The sequence below is a fragment of the Ruegeria sp. BC1 genome, from assembly GCF_056539305.1.
This window is the reverse complement of sequence record NZ_JBQFUT010000017.1, coordinates 16438-35306: the sequence shown is the minus strand read 5'-3', so window position 1 is coordinate 35306 and position 18869 is coordinate 16438. Positions and strand designations below refer to the sequence as shown.

Here is an 18869-nt window from a genome sequence, read left to right as displayed (position 1 = left end):
TTCATGACAGCTGCGCAACAGGGGTTGAACCTTTGCGTGCATTCGGGAAAGTTGAGCCATGGAACATACACCTTTCCCAAGCTGGCCCGATGTCGCCCCTCGACTGATCTCTGTCGCCGCGGGTCGTGAGGCTGCGGATCTGGTCATTCGGCGTGGTATCTGGGTGAACGTGCACAGCCGCGAGACTTTACCCGATCATGACATTGCCATTGCTGCGGGACGCATCGCGTTTGTTGGCCCGGACGGGTCCCACAGTATCGGCCCGGATACGCAGATCATCGAAGCACGGGGGCGCTATATGCTGCCCGGCCTGTGCGACGCGCATATGCATATCGAATCGGGAATGCTGACGCCCGCTGAATTTGCCAGGGCGGTGATTCCGCACGGCACCACCTCGATGTTCACCGATCCGCATGAGATTGCCAATGTGCTGGGGCTGGACGGCGTGCGCATGATGCATGACGAGGCGCTGATGCAGCCGGTCAACATCTATACGCAGATGCCATCCTGCGCCCCTTCGGCACCAGGGCTTGAGACCACCGGCTATGAAATCACCCCTGAGGACGTGACCGAAGCGATGTCGTGGCCCGGCATCATCGGGCTGGGCGAGATGATGAACTTCCCAGGTGTCATTCATGGCGATCCCAAGATGCTGGCCGAGATTGCAGCGACACAGCGGGCTGGGAAAACCGTGGGCGGCCACTACGCTTCGCCTGATTTAGGGTCTGATTTTGCCGCTTACGTTGCGGGTGGGCCCGCAGATGATCACGAAGGAACCTGCGAGGCTGACGCCATTGCCCGCGTGCGGCAGGGGATGAGATCGATGATGCGTCTGGGCTCGGCCTGGTTTGATGTCGAAAGCCAAATCACCGCCGTAACGGAAAAGGGGCTGGATTCGCGCAATTTCATTCTGTGTACGGATGATTGCCATTCCGGAACGTTGGTCAATGACGGGCATATGAACCGGGTGGTGCGCCACGCGATTGCCTGCGGTTGCGATCCGCTGGTCGCTTTGCAGATGGCAACGATCAACACGGCCTCCCATTTCGGGCTGGAACGTGAGATCGGTTCGATTACTCCGGGGCGCCGGGCGGATATCATCCTCAGTTCGGACCTGCGCGACCTACCCATCGAAACCGTCATCGCGCGAGGTCACGTTGTAGCCGAGAATGGCGCGATCACGGTCGAGTGCCCGCATCTGAACTGGCCGGACACCGCGCGCAATACAGTACATTTAGGGCATGCTCTGACAGCAAGTGACTTTGAAATCCACGCCCCCGCCGGTGCCAACCGCGTACAGGCCAATGTGATCGGGGTCGTTGAGAACCAGGCGCCGACCAAGGCGCTGAAGGCCGAACTGCCGATCATCGGCGGATTGGTCGAAGGTGAAGGTGAGGTCTGCCAGATCGCTCTGGTCGAACGCCACCGTGCGACCGGAGGGGTGACAAATGCCTTTGTCTCGGGCTTTGGCTATCAGGGCAAGATGGCCATGGCCTCGACTGTGGCACATGACAGTCACCACATGATCGTGGTGGGTACAGATCGCGACCAGATGGCACTTGCCGCCAACCGGTTGGCGGAGGTGGGTGGTGGCATCACCATTTTCCGCGATGGAAAGGAACTGGCGCTGGTGGAGCTGCCTATTGCCGGGCTCATGTCCGATAGTCCGGCGACGCAGGTCGCGGCAAAAGCAGAAGAGATGGTCGAGGCGATGCAGGCCTGTGGCTGTCAGTTGAATAACGCGTATATGCAGCATTCGCTGCTGGCGCTGGTCGTGATCCCCGAATTGCGGATTTCCGATCTTGGGCTGGTGGATGTGCGTACATTCGAAAAGATCGACCTTTTGGAACCTCTTGCATGACAATAATTAAAACACCTGACGTCCCCAACCCCGAGAAGTTCACCGATCCCGCGGCGGCGGTTGCCCGTCTGGAAGAGCTGTATGAAAAGGCCACTCGGTTTTTGTGCGACAGCTTTGCGCAAGCGATGGAGCAGGGCACCCCTGTCGAACGATTCAGAGCCTATTACCCGGAAATTCGCATCAAAACCTCGTCCTATGCGCATGTCGACAGCCGCCTCAGTTTTGGGCATGTCTCGGAACCTGGCACGCACGCGACGACGGTGACGCGCCCCGACCTGTTCCGGTATTACTTGACACAGCAGATCGCCCTGCTGATCCGGAACCACGATCAGCCGGTGACGATCGGTGCGTCGGATACCCCTATCCCCGTTCATTTTGCCGTCTCCAACAATCCCAATCTGGTGGTTCCGCATCAGGGGGCTGCCGGTTTCACCCTGCGCGACGTGTTCGACGTGCCGGACCTGACCACCACCAACGACGACATCGTCAACGGCGTTCACGATCATGAGGCTGAACACGGACCCCTGTCGCTGTTCACGGCCCAACGGGTTGATTATTCGCTGGCCCGGCTGTCGCATTATACAGCCACTGATCCCAGTCATTTCCAAAACCACGTTCTGTTCACCAACTACCAGTTCTATGTGTCCGAGTTCGAAAGCTATGCGCGGGCGCAGCTGGCCGACCCGAACAGTGGCTACACCAGCTTTGTTTCAACCGGGAATGTCGAGATCACAGACCCCGAAGCAGCGATTGAGCAGCCCCTGAAACTGCCGCAAATGCCGACCTATCATCTGAAACGGACGGATGGGTCAGGAATTACGCTGGTAAATATCGGGGTTGGCCCGTCGAACGCGAAAACCGCCACTGATCATATCGCAGTGCTGCGCCCGCATGCCTGGCTGATGGTTGGGCATTGCGCCGGGTTGCGCAACACTCAGGCGCTGGGGGATTTTGTCTTGGCCCATGCCTATCTGCGCGAAGACAAGGTGCTGGACGACGATCTGCCGGTCTGGGTGCCGATCCCACCACTGGCCGAGGTTCAGGTGGCGCTGGAACACGCCGTGGCCGAGGTCACCGAACTGGAAGGGTACGAACTGAAACGGATCATGCGCACCGGCACCGTGGCCTCGGTCGATAACCGCAACTGGGAGCTGCGCGATCAGTCCGGCCCGGTCCAACGCCTCAGCCAATCGCGAGCGATTGCCCTGGATATGGAAAGCGCCACCATCGCCGCCAATGGCTATCGCTTTCGGGTTCCCTATGGCACATTACTGTGTGTCTCGGATAAACCTCTACATGGCGAATTAAAGCTTCCAGGTATGGCTTCGGCGTTCTATACAACTCAGGTCAGCCGCCATCTGGCGATCGGAATACGCGCGATGGAACACCTGCGCGGCATGCCGTTAGAGCGTCTGCACAGCCGGAAATTGCGTTCATTTGACGAAACGGCCTTCCTCTGAAGCAAAAAAACAACGGATTCCCCCTATTTTTAGGGTTTTCAGCGCTACTATTCGTTGTGTTCGCCCACAATATCCCGTTACAGTTACGCGGTGAGGCCCTATTTATCGGGCACGTTAAGGAGACCAAGAAATGGCAAAGCCTATGACAAAGACTCAGCTGGTTGCTGCTCTCGCTGAGGAAATGGGAACCGACAAGAAAGCTGCAAACGCGGCGCTGGAGGCCGTGACCGGCCTGATCACCCGCGAAGTGTCTGCTGGTGGTGCGGTCACCCTGCCCGGCGTTGGCAAAATCTACTGCCGCGAGCGCCCCGAGCGCATGGTGCGCAACCCCGCCACCGGCGAGCAGTTCAAGAAAGAGGCCGACAAGGTGGTCAAGATGACCATCGCAAAGGCCCTGAAGGACAGCGTGAACGGCTGATCCCAGCTTTTACGGACAAGCGATTGAGGGCCGCCAGTTGGGGGCCCTTTTTCTTTTGCGTATCTAGAATTCGGCTTTTTTTGTTTCTGTGCAGTGAATCCGAAAGGGTTGTTCGATACTGACTGTGTTCTTCCGTTCGCGATGCTCATTTAGATATGGCGAATAGTTCACCAACCAGAACTGTCTGGTGACTTGTTGCCGGTTTTGAAGTACTGTGGTGCGTAGAGGAGGTAATCGAAATGAAAGCCATCCTTGCCATTCTTGTCACCCTCTTCGGTTCGCAATCGATTGCACAAGAGGATGCAATCAGCGGCCGCTTGATCTGTGAGGTCCTGGCCAGCAAGTTCGTTCCGACAAGTGATGAAAACAGCGTCTCCTCCGCCCTTCAAACTGATGGGTTTTCGTCTGGCACTGTTTTCAACTTCGATTTCACGCACGACTTGAATGACGGCATAGAGATTTTTCTGGGAGAGCCCAACCGGACAAACATTCTGATTGAAGAGCCGTTTCCAGCAAGTAGCTTCAAAGGGCTATCACGTATAACAAATAGCGCCGAATACCGCACCGTCTTCAGTGAGGTTTCACTCGATAAATTCTTGATCAACTACAAGGGCAACGACCAGCTGTACCTTAAGAAGTGTCGCTCTGATGATTGGGAAGGGTTCTATATAAAAACTTATGTAAGCGGCCAGCACACTCAGGTTGTGTCGTTAAAGTGCAGCCCATTTGTCGATGCCATTGACGAGGTCCTGGCGCGCCTGAAGATTAGCTTCGCTGGCCCATCTACCCAGTAGCGCCTTGGGTAAAAGTATTCCCGACACTGGATCACAGCCCCCCTAACTGAGTTTCATTAGATCGGGTTTGGACCCGCACAAGTGACCAAAAGAAAAAACAGGCGCTTAGTAAAGCGCCTGTTCTAAAATGGGTGTTAACCCCGTGCTTAGTGAACGGTCTCAACCTTGTGGAAGTCCAGATCGCGGTCCTCGGGCATCGAGTCGATGCTCAGCACCTCTTTGCGCTTGGTTATCAGGATATAAACCACACAGGCCAGATAGAGGCCGACGACCACGGCTCCGATCCACTGAATCTGCAGCCACTGGCTCTGGAACAGCAGGGTCAGGACAAACAGCAGCACGACGTTGCCCGCCACGTAGGTCGCCTTGCCGAACCGCTCGACCGTCATGTTCAGGTTGTCGGTATAGAGCCTGATCAGCGAGTCCAGCGAGTTGATGACGAAGGTCACGCCCACTATCACCATCGCGATGTTGGTTATGCCCGCGGTGCTGATACCGTTCAGGTGATAGTAATAGAGAACGGTGAACCAGATCCCCAGCGGGATGGACGGAAAGATCAACAGCGCCGCCAGCAACTGCCACGTGGTCAGACCACCAACAAAGCGCGAAGTGAACTGCCCGATCATGATCGACCATGCGAACCACCAGAACAGGTAGAAGGCGTGGTAGTCGGTCAGCGGCAGGACGAATTTGTGCAGGTTGCTGAAATACGCGCCAATATTGCTGCCGGTTTCGGCGAACCCGGTGACACCCATGCCTGCGGCTGCCCACATGCCGATGATCAGCGCCAGGAACAGGAAGGTCGAGCCGACCGAAAGGATGCGCACATATTTCAGGTCAGTCGACGAATAGGCCGCCGCCAGAATGACCACGAACACGATGATATAGAAAGTTGTGACGACGGATTCACCGTCTCCGACCTCGGGCAGGTAGCCCGGAAGGTAGATCAGGAACAGGCTGGCAGTGAAGGCGCAGGTTCCGATGATGACTACGTTGTTGATCAGCTTGACCAGCGGGATTTCGAAGAATTTCACGCGCGGCTCGATCACACAGAAGTAGAAGGCCGTCAGGAAATAGAACGCCCAGATCAGAAAACCCCAGAACCCGAACTCGATCGCTAGCGGGTTGGCAAATGCATAGGCCGGATCTTCGGCATATCCTCCGAACTCGGTCAGCGGGAACATGATCAGGCCGACATCCAGACCGGATGTGAACAGGATCGCAATGAAGGTGAACAGGTGGACGGGTGTGACGCCGACACAGCGCAGGTTCCACCATTTCACCACAAAGAAAGCGACCAGCCCCAAAGCCAGCAGGACGCCAAAAGACAGAATATATTCTAAGAGCACTGACAAACCTCCCAATTTAGTCAGACCATTTGGCGGATATCTTTAATTGTTCAGTCAATCAATAAAAATTTCACAATATGACCCCTTACCGCGCACTTGGGGCTTTTTTGACGTGTACGCTTGCGACAAGACGGAAAATCGTGAACAGTTTCAGCTATGTGACAGGGGGTCCCAATGGATCTGCGCGCCATCGCCATGGGGCTGGTTTTTGCCTTCATCTGGTCATCGGCCTTCACCTCGGCGCGGATTATCGTCGCCGATGCATCCCCCCTGTTTTCTCTTGCTTTGCGGTTTTTGATTTCAGGCTGCCTGGGCGTCGCCATCGCCCGTGTCATGGGCCAAAGCTGGAACCTGACGCGGGCGCAATGGCGCGCTACGATCCTCTTCGGAATTTGCCAGAATGCCCTTTATTTGGGTCTGAATTTCTATGCCATGCAAACGGTAGAGGCTTCTATGGCCGCCATTATCGCTTCGACCATGCCGCTGTTGGTGGCATTGGCTGGCTGGTTGTTTCTGGGGGAAAAGTTGCGCCCCTTTGCGGTGCTGGGCCTGATTGCGGGTTTTGCCGGGGTCGCATTGATCATGAGCACGCGGATCAGTGGCGGGGTGGATCTGTTCGGGGTTACCTTATGTTGTCTGGGGGCGCTGGCGCTGACCTTTGCAACCCTATCCATACGCAACGCCACCTCGGGCGGGAATTTTATGATGGTCGTTGGTCTGCAAATGTTGATTGGGTCCGCCGTTCTGTTTGCTGCAGCGCCACTGTTCGAGACGATCTACATCCACCCGACCGTGCCCCTGGCCCTGGCTTTCACCTATACAACCCTGTTCCCCGGCCTCCTCGCGACATTGATCTGGGTTCTGCTGCTGAATCGGATCGGGGCCACCCGGGCGGCAACCTTCCACTTTCTCAATCCGGTTTTTGGTGTCACCATTGCGGCCATTCTGCTGGGGGAAAAACTGGGGCCGCTGGATGCCCTGGGTGTCGGCATCACAACGCTGGGTATTCTGGCGGTTCAGTTGTCCAAGCAAACCGATCAGGGTGGAAAGGCCGCAATCTGACGCCATAGCTACTTAGTGCGCGGCCTTACTCGGCAGCCATGTCACTCAAGAAGCGATTGGCGCCTCCGAGCACGACTACGCGAGGGCGATGAAATAGGGCTTTGATTTCCGCGCCGCTACCCCCAGATTATGCCCCAAGACAAACGACCGGAGGAGCCATGACCCGCTTTCACAAAGACCCCGAGGCCATTGCCGCCCTGTCACCCGAAGAATTCCACGTGACCCAACGCAGCGGCACAGAACGTCCGGGCACCGGCAAATACCTCAACAACAAAGAGCCCGGTATCTATGTGGATATTGTTTCGGGCGAACCATTGTTTGCCTCGACCCACAAATACGAATCCGGATGCGGCTGGCCCAGTTTTACCAAACCGATCATCCATGAACATGTCGAAGAGTTTAGCGACCAGTCCCTTGGCATGATCCGAACCGAGGTTCGCTCGAAACATGGGGACAGTCATCTGGGCCATGTGTTCCCGGACGGCCCACGCGAACATGGCGGGCTGCGCTACTGCATCAACTCAGCCGCCCTGCGGTTCATCCATCGCGACGAGATGGAGGCCGAGGGATACGGCGAATACCTGATCCATGTGGAGGAAGTCCAATGACCGAACAACGCGCTGTCCTTGCCGGGGGATGTTTCTGGGGTATGCAGGACCTGATCCGTAAACTGCCGGGCGTCTCCCGCACCCGTGTCGGTTACACCGGAGGTGACGTACCCAATGCCACCTATCGCAACCATGGTACCCATGCCGAAGGGATCGAGATTTGGTTCGACCCGGCGACAACCTCTTACCGCGACCTGCTGGAGTTTTTCTTTCAGATTCACGACCCGACGACGTTGAACCGCCAAGGCAATGACCGTGGCATGAGCTATCGCTCGGCCATCTACTATGCCGATGACGACCAGAAACAGGTGGCGCTGGATACGATTGCCGATGTGAACGCCAGCGGTCTTTGGCCCGGCAAAGTGGTGACCGAAGTCGAGCCCGTCGGTGATTTCTGGGACGCCGAGCCCGAACATCAGGATTATCTTGAGCGTATCCCCAACGGTTATACCTGCCACTTCCCGCGCCCTGACTGGGTTTTGCCAAAACGTGACGCGGCTGAATAACGGGATGGCCCCTTGCGGGGCTAACCCGACGCCACCCTCGGACGACCACTGGCTTCGACTGTGACCTGCGCTTCGACAAACACCTCTTGCGCCTCAACGCGGGCGGTTCGGATGTCGCGGTCCACAACGATTCGGATATCCGCCGCCCCGGCTTGACGTACGGCACCCTCTGCCTCTGTCCGCAACACCGACTCGAGCAGGTCCAACGCCTTTTCTGATTCTGTGAAATCCTGCGGGCCGTCCTCAAGATGCACCCGAAAGCGACCCTCGGACGGTGAGGTAACCGTACCGGACCGGCGCAAGGTCAGCCGACCAACCACCGCGCCGATGGCATTTGCCACGCCAGCATGTTCCGGCAATGTCATGCGGCAGTGCAGCCGATCACCGACCGCCGGATAGTAACTGGGGGCCGATGCACCAAGCCCCACCACATCCACGTTCAGGGCAGCATCCAGCGCCAGCAATCCACGATGGCGGGACAACCCCTTTTGTGTCAGCACATGACGGGCGAGATCAGCAGGCGAAACACCAAAATCTTCGACCTCTTCCGCAAAAGCAGTCTCTAACAAGGTCAAAGCGGTCTGTTCCGTCAGCTGATCCACAATCATCTGCGCCAGCTCTTCCGGCGACCCGGCCAGCTTATCCCCGCTGCCCACACGTTTGCGCGCTACCAGTTCCAGCGCTTTGTGCGCGGCATCTGAATCCCACGCATCCAGACGCCCCAGAACATGACTGGCATCCGACGGCGTCACGCCCGAGACCTGTACGATTCCCCGGTCTACCAACCGCGTCAGGGCTCCGCCCTCCATACGGGTCCGCAACAAGTCGCTGAGAGGCAAAACCTGATCCCCCATCCGTTCCAGCAGCGCCTGCTCTCGCGCGCCCAGACCTTCGGCATGGATACCGGGCACGCGACGGGCGAACCGGGTATCGTGTTCACCCACTGTCGTGGCGCGCAATTGCTTGTCTAGGACGTCATGAACCACCTCTGGGGCTTCCGAAGCGATTAGGGACACCGGCAGAACCCGTCTGGGGCCAAGAAACACGCCTCCCCCCAACCCTTCGGTGACCACGTGTACCTGACTATCACCGCCCAGCCCGTGCGTTCGCATCGCCACAGCTTCAACCATGGTTCGAAATCCTCCGACGCGTGCGCCGGCCGGATCAATCGCCGGTTTGCCATCCCGGATCAAAGCCACATCGGTGGTCGTCCCGCCAATATCCGAGACCAGTGCGTTTTCAGCCCCCGTCAACCAGCTTGCCCCGACAATCGAGGCCGCCGGTCCGCTGAGAATAGTTTCAATCGGCCGCTCCCGCGCCTGTTCCGCGCTCATCAGTGCGCCGTCTCCGCGAACCACCATCATGGGCGCGGTGATCCCCATTTCCAGCAACCGATCCTGTGCACGCCCGATCAATCGGTCGATCATTCCGATCAGACGGGCATTCAGCACGGCCGTCACCGCCCGTTTCGGGCCATTCAGCTTGGCCGATAATTGATGCGAACAGGTCACAGGCGCACCGGTTTTTTCAGTGATGATCCGCGCCGCCTCTAATTCATGAGCGGGGTTTCGTGTGGCGAATTGAGAGGCGACTGCAAAGCCGGAAACCCCTGTGTGAGAGTCTAAAAACGTCTCCAGCGCTGCCACATCCAGGGGTGCAGTTTCGTTTCCAGCATGGGAATGACCGCCCCCGATCGCCAAGGCCGGATCGCCTTTCAATGCCTCGCGCAGCCCGTGCTTTTCGAGATCACTATCCTTGAACCCGACATAGATCAGCGCCACACGCCCGCCCTGCCCTTCGACCAGAGCATTGGTGGCCAGTGTCGTTGACAACGACGCCATCGAAATCTGATCCGGCGCCACCTGCGCCGCATCCATGACCGACTGAATCGCCTTACCCACACCAATCGCCAGGTCGGCCCGCGTGGTCAGCGACTTGGCCGAGGCGATCACCTCATTCTCATCCCGGATCAGCACCGCATCCGTATAGGTTCCGCCCGTATCTACCCCCAAAGCCAGTGCCATCGGGATCTCCTTCCTGTTCGCTTCAGGGGGGTGTAGCGGATTGGAGCGACACGTCCAGCCTGTTTGCGGCACTCATGCCAGCTGTTTCACCGCCCAGCGCGCAGCATTAGCCACCGTTGGATCGGAATCATCGGTCAAACCCTCTGCAACTGGTCGCAAATGGGGCAAACCTGAATTTCCGATGGCATAAAGAACATTGCGCACAAACCGATCACGCCCGATCCGTTTGATGGGTGAACCGGAGAACTTTTCCCGAAACTTTGCATCATCCAATACCGCCAACTCGGCCAGTGGCGGCGCTTTCAGATCGTCGCGTGCGGCATAGCGGACATCGCTCGCCTCAACTGCGAACTTGTTCCAGGGGCAGGCCGCCAGACAATCATCACAGCCATAAATCCGATTACCCAGCTTACGGCGCAATTCTTCGTCAATCGGGCCTCTGTGTTCGATGGTCAGATAGGAAATGCACCGCCGTGCGTCCAATTGATACGGCGCGGGAAACGCGTCCGTCGGGCAAGAGTCCAAACAGGCCCTGCAGTTCCCGCAATGATCGTCCTCCGCCGGGTCTGCGGGTAGGTCCAAGGTTGTAAAAACAGACCCTATGAAAGCCCAATTTCCCCAATCTCGACTCAGCAGATTGGTGTGCTTGCCTTGCCAACCGAGCCCTGCGGCATAGCCCAGAGCTTTCTCCGGGACGGGCGCAGTATCGACAAACACCTTCACCTCGCCACCCGATTCAGCAATCAGCCAGCGCGCCAGTCGCTTGAGCCGTTTCTTCACCAGATCATGATAGTCCTTGTTTTGCGCATAGACCGAAATCGCCCCACGATCGGGGTGCGCCAGCACTTCGGTTGGATCATGCTCGGGCGTATAGCTCTCGGCCAGCATGATCACCGATTTTGCTTCGGGCCACAGCGCCGCCGGGTCGCCGCGCCAGTGGGTGCGTTCGGTCATCCAGCCCATTTGCCCATGATATCCCGCATCCAGAAAAGCCTGCAGCCGTTCCGGTACCTGCGGCACATCCCAAGGGCGACATATCCGACACGAGACAAAACCCTCGGACAAGGCTTGGGCGACCAGCCGTTCCTTCAAATCCGATGCGTTGTTCATCTGGCTGCAAATATCCTCAGGGCTCAGAAGAGGCAGTCAGCCCCTACACCATGACCCTATCAGAAATCCAGATCGGCGTAATGCGGCGGAGGCCGAAACCCTGGCACTTGATCTGCTAAAATTGACCGGAACGCCGGGCGGGATTTGATTTTGGCGTACCAATCCTTGACCACCTGTGACCGGTTCCAGTCCACGTCCGAGATGTAATCCAGAGCCGACAGATGCGCCGCTGCGGCAAAATCGGCCAGCGTCATCTGATCGCCCGCCAGCCAACGGCGGTGATCCAGCAGCCAGGTCATATAGTCCAGGTGATACTTGATCGCCCGTGCACCTTCCTTGACGTTCTTGCTGTCAGGATAGCCTTCACCTGTCACCTTCTTGTTCACCCGCTCATACAACAGTTTCGACGTGACCTCATGATGGAACTTGTCATCAAACCAGCCTACCAGACGCCGCACTTCGTAGCGCGCTTCAGGTGTTTTCGGCATCAAAGCAGGTTCGGGGCGGGTCTCTTCGATGTATTCGCAGATGGCTGCGCTTTCCGACATGACCTGCCCATCCAGACGCAGCACAGGCACTTTGCCCGCTGGGTTGCGGCGCAGAAAATCCGGGTCTTTCTCCCAGTATTTTTCCTCGACCAGCTCAACCTCAATCTTTTTTTCCGCCAGTGACAGACGGACCTTGCGGCAATACGGGGACAGGGGAACGTGAAACAGACGCGCCATGGATTTCCAATCGAACCAGATTAATACCCCTCAGCTTTAGCCTTGAGGGGCAATGAGTTTCAATCCTCGAAACAATTCGCGCGACCATCTGCGCGGATGGTGGCCGCCCCGTCCCGGATCGACGCCGCACGCCTGCGGGTCCAAACCGAGGGGTCTTTGACAGATCGATCGCGTGGGGCTGGCAGGATCGCCGCGATCCGGGCCGCCTGAACCGGGCTCAGCTGCGCTGCGCTCACATTGAAATTGCGTTGCGCCGCAGCCTCAACACCAAACACACCTTGGCCGGTTTCGGCCACGTTCAGATAGACTTCGAGAATACGCTGTTTGCTCCAGAATATTTCCACAACCGGCGTGATCGAGGTTTCCAGCGCCTTGCGTACCCAGCTGCGCCCTTGCCACAGGAACACGTTCTTCACCACCTGCTGCGTGATGGTTGACGCCCCGCGTGACCCACCATCTTCCAACGCGTCACGGATGGCCTCGACGTCAAAACCCCAGTGCAGGCAGAAATTCGCGTCCTCTGCCGCCACGACTGAGCGTGCCATGACGGGCGAGATTTCCTCGATCGGCACCCAATCCCGCTCGACCTTGCCCAATCGGCGCCATTCGGACCAGATCGTATGGGTAACGGGCGGGTTCACCACGGAATAAAACGCCACCAAACCCACAACAAAGACCACAATGCCCAGTGCCCCCCGGATCAGCCATCGGCGAATCCGCGACAGAGTTTGTGTCTTTGCCTTTGACGCTTTGCTTTTCTTACTGCTCGACTTGCGCGCTGCTTTTTTTGCCATGCTGTTGCTATACGACGCGGCGCTGAGGTTGGGAACGGTTTATATCGCCAAAGCGCGCGCCTCGCGCGGGCGAACGACCGGGCGTGCTGTCTTGGGCAAAACAGGGTTGCGGGAACGCAGCTCGGGGAACAGGCGCAGCACCTCAGCTTGGGTGTCGTGATCCGCTTGTGTTACCGCATGGCCGGGATAATAGCTTTCGCTTTTTGCCCCGTTGGCCATGATGATTTCATGCCGCGAAAACAAAAGGTGGATATACTCGACCTCATCGCCCTCGATGCGGGTCACGGTGTTTCCGTTAACAAGGCAATGCGCTGCGATCAGTACCTCGGATTGCCCGAACAGATAGGGTGCACGCCAATCCGTAACCAACATCCGATGCTGTGGCGACACTGTCAGCGGACGGTCCAGCCCCAGCACTCCGGCCTCGAACCGGATGGGGGCCTGCTTACCCTGCGCCTTCACTGTGGTTCGGCCAATCCACAGAACTGGCTGTGCGCCATGATCGGCAGTATTGACCTGATCACCCACGCGCAGATCTTCGATAAGGCGTTGACCCTCCGGCGTATCGATCAGGGTTCCTGGCGTGAAGCAGGGCGGACCAAGATCATCATTGATGATGTCGACAGATCCAAACGACCCACCCGAGTCGCTGAAATCGGTGACGGACGAGCTGACAAATGTTCCGTTTTGCAGAACCTGTCCGTCCGTAGGCGTAAACACCTCACGCCCATCGGCCAGATAGAAAGTCACGCCAGTATAGGTAACCGTACTTCCGTCAGACAGCTGAATCGTGACCATGTCGTTGAAGTAAGAAGCCGTAATATCGGACCCATCAACCGAATCCCCGTCCAGTCTGTTGATGAGGTTATTGTCGTTCTGATCGATGATGTCGAATTTCTGGACCGTCAGAGCCGTGCCGGGCGTGGTACCGTTAGCTCCGGGGTTGGCCGGATCCAATACAAAGAACTGGTCCGTATAGGTCGTTGGCATGCGCCTGCTCCTGCCTACTCGTATGACTGGGTTGCAGTTTGGCTGCAAATCCCGAAGAAACTATGGCCATAGCTAGGCGCGTTCCGCGCAAAAACGCAATAAATTCACAAGAATTGCCGAAAAATAGATGAAACCCGCGTGGTTCTTACGACACGCGGGTTTCCTATACAGAACGATGACCGAATTTTATTCCGCCGGAACAGCGGTCACTTCACTGGTCAGAGGATGGCTGAGCTTGTTCAGCATCTCTTTCGGGCAGACTTGTAGGAAATTGGCTTTTTCCACATCCCAATGCTGCAAGATGTCAGCGGCCTTGCGGCTGTAGGTTTCGGCCTGGTGGGTTTCAATCAGGGTTTTCAACTGATCCTCCCAGTGGTCAACCGTCACCGGACAGGTGACCAGCGTTTCCATGTTCATCAGTGCCTCGGCCTTACCTTCGGGGTCATACAGGTAGGCCATGCCACCAGTCATACCCGCACCAAAGTTGGCACCGATATCGCCCAAAATCACAGCGACACCGCCAGTCATGTATTCGCACCCGTTCGAGCCACAGCCCTCGATCACCACAGTGGCACCCGAGTTCCGCACCCCAAAACGCTCACCCGCGCGGCCTGCTGCGAACAGATGGCCATCGGTCGCGCCATAAAGAACGGTATTGCCGATGATTGTGTTGTCATCCGCCTTCAGCGGGCTGACCTGCGGCGGACGCACAACGATAGTTCCGCCCGACAGACCTTTACCGACATAATCGTTGGCATCGCCAGACACTTCCAGCTTCAGACCCGGGGCCGCAAACGCCCCCAGCGACTGACCGGCCGATCCTTGCAACTTGACGTGCAGGTGGTCGGACTGGAACGTGTTCCGCATCCCGAAATTCTGCACGATATGGCTGGAGACACGGGTTCCGACTGTCCGGTGCGTGTTCTGGATCGCGTAAGACAGCTGCATCTTTTCACCATCCTTCAGGAACCGCGCCGCATCGCGCACGATTTCCGCGTCCAGCGTATCCGGCACCGCGTTGCGATCCTTGTCGCGGTCATAGACGATGTCATGCGCGCCATCGACGGTGATCAGCAGCGGATTGAGGTCGAGATCGTCCAGATGAGCCGAGCCGCGGCTGACCTGCGCCAGCAGATCGGCCCGTCCAATGATCTCGTCGATCGAGCGCGCGCCGAGGCTTGCCAGCAGCTCACGCACTTCCTGCGCATAGAAGGTGATCAGGTTCACCACTTTGTCTGCGTTACCGGTGAATTTGGCGCGCAGATCTTCGTCTTGCGTACAGACGCCAACCGGGCAGGTGTTCGATTGACACTGGCGTACCATGATACAGCCCATTGCGATCAGGGCGGCGGTGCCGATGCCGTATTCCTCGGCCCCCATCATCGCAGCCATGACAATGTCACGCCCGGTGCGCAGGCCACCATCGGTCCTTAGGGTAACGCGGCTACGCAAGTTGTTCATTGCCAGAACCTGATGCGCCTCGGTCAGGCCCATTTCCCACGGCAGACCGGCATATTTGATGCTGGTCGCGGGGGACGCCCCTGTGCCGCCATTGTGACCCGAAATAAGGATAATATCGGCTTTTGCCTTGGCCACACCTGCCGCAATCGTGCCAACTCCGGACGACGCCACCAACTTAACCGTCACCTTGCAGCGCGGGTTGATCTGCTTCAGGTCATAGATCAGCTGAGCCAGATCCTCGATCGAGTAGATGTCGTGGTGCGGCGGCGGCGAGATCAGGGTCACGCCCTTAGTCGAATGCCGCAGTCGCGCGATCAGGTCTGTGACCTTCATGCCGGGCAGCTGACCACCCTCACCGGGTTTCGCACCCTGAGCGACCTTGATCTCTAACTCTTCACACTGGTTCAGGTATTCCGCAGTCACGCCAAACCGGCCCGAGGCCACCTGTTTGATCTTGGCCGACGGGTTGTCACCATTGGGCTCTGGCACGAAATGCGCCGGATCTTCGCCGCCTTCGCCCGAGTCGGACTTCGCGCCGATTCGGTTCATCGCCACGTTCAGCGTCTTGTGGGCTTCGGGGCTCAACGCGCCCAACGACATGCCCGGGGTCACAAACCGCTTGCGGATCGAGGTGATCGATTCCACCTCTTCAATCGGTACTGGTTTGCCCAGCGGTTTGAAATCCATCAGGTCGCGCAGATGGATCGGCGGGTTCGACTGCATTTTGGCCGAATACTGCTTCCACAGCTCATAGGAGGCGCGGTTACAAGCCATCTGCATCATATGCATCGAGGTCGCTTCCCACGCGTGAGTCTCACCTGATTTCCGCGCTTTGTAGAAACCCCCGATGGGCAGCACATCCAGACCGCTATCCCAGCCCTTGGCATGAATTTCCTCAAGCTTGGTCTGAATGCCGGTGACGCCGATGCCAGAAATCCGGCTGGTCATGCCGGGGAAGTATTCGGCCACCATGGCACGGCTGAGACCAACAGCTTCAAAGTTCAGGCCGCCGCGATAAGAGGAAATCACCGAAATGCCCATCTTGGCCATAATCTTCAACAGACCCTGGTCGATGGCTTCGCGATAGCGCGCGACATTCTCGGTCAGAGTGCCGTCCAGCAAACCGCGATCAATGCGATCAGCCAGTGAATCCTCGGCCAGATAAGCGTTCACAACGGTCGCGCCGCAGCCAATCAGTACGGCAAAATAATGCGGGTCCATACATTCCGCCGACCGGACATTCAGCGAGCAGAATGTACGCAGGCCCTGACGGGTCAGATGCGAATGCACCGCACTGGTGGCCAGGATCATCGGCATCCCAACGCGCCCCTGGCCCGAGTTCATGTCGGACAGTACCAGATGCCCAGCCCCCGAGCGCACAGCTTCTTCGGCTTCGGCTCTAACACGGGCCAAAGCGGCGCTGAGCGCGCCCTGACCGGGCTCGAAACTGCAATCGATTTCTGCCAGCGGAGTATGGAAATTCTCGACCAGCTCGTCCCATTGTGCGTTACCGACAAAGGGGCTTTCCAGCACGATGATCTCGGTCTGGCTGCTGTCCTCGTCCAGAACGTTTTTCAGGTTGCCGAACCGGGTTTTCAGCGACATCACCCGGTATTCGCGCAAACTGTCGATTGGTGGGTTGGTCACCTGACTAAAGTTCTGACGGAAGAAATGGCTGAGCGGGCGATACTGTTTCGACAGAACCGCCGAAGGTGTGTCATCCCCCATCGAGGCCAGCGCCTCTTTGCCATCCTCGGCCATCGGGGCCAGAATTTGTTCAAGGTCCTCAACGGAATAGCCCGCCGCAATCTGACGTTTGCGTAGTTCTTCGCCCGAGAAGATCGGAGCTTCGGTTGCTTCGGCCAACGCGTTATCGAGATCATTGATTTTGCCGACCCAATCGCCAAAAGGCAGCGCGGCGGCCAGCTTGTCCTTGATCTGCGTGTCGCGGAACAGCTTGCCCTTCTTCATATCAACCGCGAGCATCTGGCCGGGACCAAGCGCACCCTTTTCAGTCACGCTGGCCTCGTCAATCGGCACCATCCCAGCCTCAGAACCCGCAATCACCAGCCCGTCGCCGGTGACGACATAACGCATCGGGCGCAGACCGTTGCGATCCAGACCAGCACAAACCCAGCGGCCATCGGTCATGGCCAGCGCGGCAGGGCCATCCCATGGCTCCATCACAGAGTTGCAGTAGGAATACATATCACGCCAGGCCTGCGGCAGTTCCACCGCCTGCTTGGACCAGCTTTCCGGCACCATCATGGTTTTCGCCATCGGGGCCGAACGGCCGGCACGCACCAGAACCTCGAAAACAGAGTCTAATGCGGCCGAATCCGACGATCCACCGGCAATGATCGGCTTAATGTCCTCAGCGTGATCTCCGAATGTCCCAGAGGCCATGCGGATCTCATGGCTTTTCATCCAGTTGACGTTGCCTTTCAGCGTGTTGATCTCGCCGTTATGCGCCAGCATGCGGAACGGTTGCGCCAGCCACCACTGCGGAAATGTGTTGGTAGAATATCGCTGGTGATAGATGGCAAAGGCGGATTCGAACCGTTCGTCCATCAGATCGGGGTAGAACACCGCCACCTGTTCAGCCAGCATCATACCCTTGTAGATGATCGAACGGCAGCTGAGCGACGCCAGATACAGGCCGGAGATTCCTGCGGCCAGCGCCGCCTTCTCGATACGGCGGCGGATAACATACAGCTCGCGTTCAAAGGTTTCTTCGTCCACACCTTTGGAATTCGAGATCAAAATCTGCTCGATCTCGGGGCGTGTCGCGTTGGCTTTTTCGCCCAGACAGCTGACATCAACCGGCACGTGACGCCAGCCGTAGATGTAATAACCCATCCGCAGAACCTCGGTTTCCACGATGGTCCGGCACTGTTCCTGCGCGCCAAAATCGGTGCGGGGCAGAAACACTTGGCCAACCGCAATCAGCTGGTTCAAATTAGGTTCGTGGCCGGTCCGGCGGATCTGGTCATAGAAAAAGGACACCGGGATCTGTACGTGGATACCCGCGCCGTCACCGGTTTTTCCGTCCGCATCCACGGCCCCACGATGCCAGATCGCCTTGAGCGCATCGATCCCGGCATCGACAACCTTACGGCTTTTCTTGCCATCGACAGAAACCACAAGACCCACACCGCAAGAAGAATGCTCGTCTTCCTCGGAATAGAGACCGTTTTCCGCCATCCATTTGCGTTTCGCTTCCTCGGCCCGCACCCAATCGGAATCGTATTTTGTCATTGGCTGTCTCCTTCTTCCGAGGGGGCAAACATGGCTTCGACTTGCGCCTTAGTCATCTGCTTGCGTTCTCCTGCGAACGCGTACCCGTCGGGCTTTTTGTCGATAAATAGTTCCAGTTGCAGTTCGTGGCCTGTGTCTTCGAACAGGCCCGCTGCCATTTCTGTGTGACCATGCAACTCGCCCGGTGCGGTGACCCGGTACCAAAGGGCCGATCCGCATTCGGCGCAAAAGGCGCGTTCAGCCCAGTCGGACGAGGTGAATACTTTGACCGGGCCCAAGGCGGCATAGCCTTCCTCGGCCTGAAAGGTCACCAGCATCGAACTGGTCCAGCGGCGGCATTGATCACAATGGCACGCGCCCAGCGCTTTGCGCACCGGAGTAGCGGTGACTTTGACCGCGCCGCACATGCATTGGCCTTGCAATTCGGGCATTCGACCCTCCTGTCGCTG

The 18869-nt window shown here is 57.7% G+C and carries 15 protein-coding genes; 7 read left to right on the top strand and 8 right to left on the bottom strand.

Features of this window, described 5'->3' with window-relative positions:
* Positions 1-58 precede the first annotated feature (58 nt).
* From ade to ACR0IY_RS21715, 4 genes are all read left to right on the top strand, one after another.
* Positions 59-1861, top strand: a complete 1803-nt coding sequence (ade, locus tag ACR0IY_RS21730) for an adenine deaminase (protein WP_480677091.1) — start codon at positions 59-61, stop codon at positions 1859-1861.
* Positions 1858-3321, top strand: a complete 1464-nt coding sequence (locus tag ACR0IY_RS21725; RefSeq protein WP_480677089.1) for an AMP nucleosidase — start codon at positions 1858-1860, stop codon at positions 3319-3321. The genes ade and ACR0IY_RS21725 overlap by 4 nt, the downstream gene beginning before the upstream one ends.
* A 130-nt stretch (positions 3322-3451) precedes the next feature.
* Positions 3452-3739 carry an HU family DNA-binding protein gene (locus ACR0IY_RS21720; protein WP_170349467.1) on the top strand — a complete coding sequence of 96 codons (288 nt, stop codon included), beginning with the start codon at positions 3452-3454 and terminating at the stop codon, positions 3737-3739.
* 239 nt (positions 3740-3978) lie between these two features.
* Positions 3979-4533 (top strand): hypothetical protein, encoded by a 555-nt coding sequence (locus ACR0IY_RS21715; RefSeq protein WP_480677087.1) that lies wholly within the window; start codon positions 3979-3981, stop codon positions 4531-4533.
* Positions 4534-4679: 146 nt separating this feature from the next.
* Here the strand turns inward: ACR0IY_RS21715 and ACR0IY_RS21710 are convergent, their stop codons facing one another.
* Complete coding sequence (locus tag ACR0IY_RS21710; RefSeq protein WP_480677085.1) at positions 4680-5882, bottom strand: BCCT family transporter; 1203 nt, start codon at positions 5880-5882, stop codon at positions 4680-4682.
* Between the two features lie 174 nt (positions 5883-6056).
* On the opposite strand from ACR0IY_RS21710, the gene ACR0IY_RS21705 reads away from it, so the two are divergent.
* The 3 genes from ACR0IY_RS21705 to msrA all read left to right on the top strand — a co-directional run bounded on the left by ACR0IY_RS21705 (position 6057) and on the right by msrA (position 8058).
* Positions 6057-6944, top strand: a complete 888-nt coding sequence (locus ACR0IY_RS21705; protein ID WP_480677083.1) for a DMT family transporter — start codon at positions 6057-6059, stop codon at positions 6942-6944.
* Positions 6945-7102: 158 nt separating this feature from the next.
* Positions 7103-7552, top strand: coding sequence for a peptide-methionine (R)-S-oxide reductase MsrB (gene msrB, locus ACR0IY_RS21700; RefSeq protein ID WP_480677081.1), 450 nt, complete (start codon positions 7103-7105; stop codon positions 7550-7552).
* The gene (msrA, locus tag ACR0IY_RS21695; RefSeq protein ID WP_480677080.1) at positions 7549-8058 is read left to right on the top strand and encodes a peptide-methionine (S)-S-oxide reductase MsrA; all 510 of its coding nucleotides are present in this window, start codon (positions 7549-7551) and stop codon (positions 8056-8058) included. Before msrB ends, msrA begins: the two co-directional genes overlap by 4 nt.
* A gap of 20 nt (positions 8059-8078) precedes the next feature.
* Here the strand turns inward: msrA and ACR0IY_RS21690 are convergent, their stop codons facing one another.
* The 7 genes from ACR0IY_RS21690 to ACR0IY_RS21660 form a co-directional block, all read right to left on the bottom strand.
* Positions 8079-10082 carry a hydantoinase/oxoprolinase family protein gene (locus ACR0IY_RS21690; RefSeq protein ID WP_480677078.1) on the bottom strand — a complete coding sequence of 668 codons (2004 nt, stop codon included), beginning with the start codon at positions 10080-10082 and terminating at the stop codon, positions 8079-8081.
* A 72-nt stretch (positions 10083-10154) separates the two neighbouring features.
* Complete coding sequence (gene queG, locus ACR0IY_RS21685) at positions 10155-11192, bottom strand: tRNA epoxyqueuosine(34) reductase QueG (RefSeq protein WP_480677076.1); 1038 nt, start codon at positions 11190-11192, stop codon at positions 10155-10157.
* 59 nt (positions 11193-11251) lie between these two features.
* Positions 11252-11917 carry an FtsZ-binding protein FzlA gene (fzlA, locus tag ACR0IY_RS21680; RefSeq protein WP_480677074.1) on the bottom strand — a complete coding sequence of 222 codons (666 nt, stop codon included), beginning with the start codon at positions 11915-11917 and terminating at the stop codon, positions 11252-11254.
* A gap of 59 nt (positions 11918-11976) precedes the next feature.
* Positions 11977-12711 carry a monofunctional biosynthetic peptidoglycan transglycosylase gene (gene mtgA / locus ACR0IY_RS21675; protein WP_480677072.1) on the bottom strand — a complete coding sequence of 245 codons (735 nt, stop codon included), beginning with the start codon at positions 12709-12711 and terminating at the stop codon, positions 11977-11979.
* A gap of 39 nt (positions 12712-12750) precedes the next feature.
* Positions 12751-13701 carry a Hint domain-containing protein gene (locus ACR0IY_RS21670; protein ID WP_480677070.1) on the bottom strand — a complete coding sequence of 317 codons (951 nt, stop codon included), beginning with the start codon at positions 13699-13701 and terminating at the stop codon, positions 12751-12753.
* A 186-nt stretch (positions 13702-13887) separates the two neighbouring features.
* Positions 13888-18420 carry a glutamate synthase large subunit gene (gltB, locus tag ACR0IY_RS21665; RefSeq protein ID WP_480677068.1) on the bottom strand — a complete coding sequence of 1511 codons (4533 nt, stop codon included), beginning with the start codon at positions 18418-18420 and terminating at the stop codon, positions 13888-13890.
* Positions 18417-18851 carry a GFA family protein gene (locus tag ACR0IY_RS21660; protein WP_480677066.1) on the bottom strand — a complete coding sequence of 145 codons (435 nt, stop codon included), beginning with the start codon at positions 18849-18851 and terminating at the stop codon, positions 18417-18419. The genes gltB and ACR0IY_RS21660 overlap by 4 nt, the downstream gene beginning before the upstream one ends.
* Positions 18852-18869: the final 18 nt, after the last annotated feature.

What these genes read in the sequence shown, in the direction of transcription:
- gltB (WP_480677068.1), bottom strand. Translation starts at nt 18,420, where the DNA reads ATGACAAAATACGATTCCGATTGGGTGCGGGCCGAGGAAGCGAAACGC.
- ACR0IY_RS21670 (WP_480677070.1), bottom strand. Translation starts at nt 13,701, where the DNA reads ATGCCAACGACCTATACGGACCAGTTCTTTGTATTGGATCCGGCCAAC.
- queG (WP_480677076.1), bottom strand. Translation starts at nt 11,192, where the DNA reads ATGAACAACGCATCGGATTTGAAGGAACGGCTGGTCGCCCAAGCCTTG.
- ACR0IY_RS21690 (WP_480677078.1), bottom strand. Translation starts at nt 10,082, where the DNA reads ATGGCACTGGCTTTGGGGGTAGATACGGGCGGAACCTATACGGATGCG.
- ACR0IY_RS21660 (WP_480677066.1), bottom strand. Translation starts at nt 18,851, where the DNA reads ATGCCCGAATTGCAAGGCCAATGCATGTGCGGCGCGGTCAAAGTCACC.
- msrA (WP_480677080.1), top strand. Translation starts at nt 7,549, where the DNA reads ATGACCGAACAACGCGCTGTCCTTGCCGGGGGATGTTTCTGGGGTATG.
- ACR0IY_RS21725 (WP_480677089.1), top strand. Translation starts at nt 1,858, where the DNA reads ATGACAATAATTAAAACACCTGACGTCCCCAACCCCGAGAAGTTCACC.
- fzlA (WP_480677074.1), bottom strand. Translation starts at nt 11,917, where the DNA reads ATGGCGCGTCTGTTTCACGTTCCCCTGTCCCCGTATTGCCGCAAGGTC.
- mtgA (WP_480677072.1), bottom strand. Translation starts at nt 12,711, where the DNA reads ATGGCAAAAAAAGCAGCGCGCAAGTCGAGCAGTAAGAAAAGCAAAGCG.
- ACR0IY_RS21715 (WP_480677087.1), top strand. Translation starts at nt 3,979, where the DNA reads ATGAAAGCCATCCTTGCCATTCTTGTCACCCTCTTCGGTTCGCAATCG.
- ACR0IY_RS21720 (WP_170349467.1), top strand. Translation starts at nt 3,452, where the DNA reads ATGGCAAAGCCTATGACAAAGACTCAGCTGGTTGCTGCTCTCGCTGAG.
- ACR0IY_RS21705 (WP_480677083.1), top strand. Translation starts at nt 6,057, where the DNA reads ATGGATCTGCGCGCCATCGCCATGGGGCTGGTTTTTGCCTTCATCTGG.
- ade (WP_480677091.1), top strand. Translation starts at nt 59, where the DNA reads ATGGAACATACACCTTTCCCAAGCTGGCCCGATGTCGCCCCTCGACTG.
- msrB (WP_480677081.1), top strand. Translation starts at nt 7,103, where the DNA reads ATGACCCGCTTTCACAAAGACCCCGAGGCCATTGCCGCCCTGTCACCC.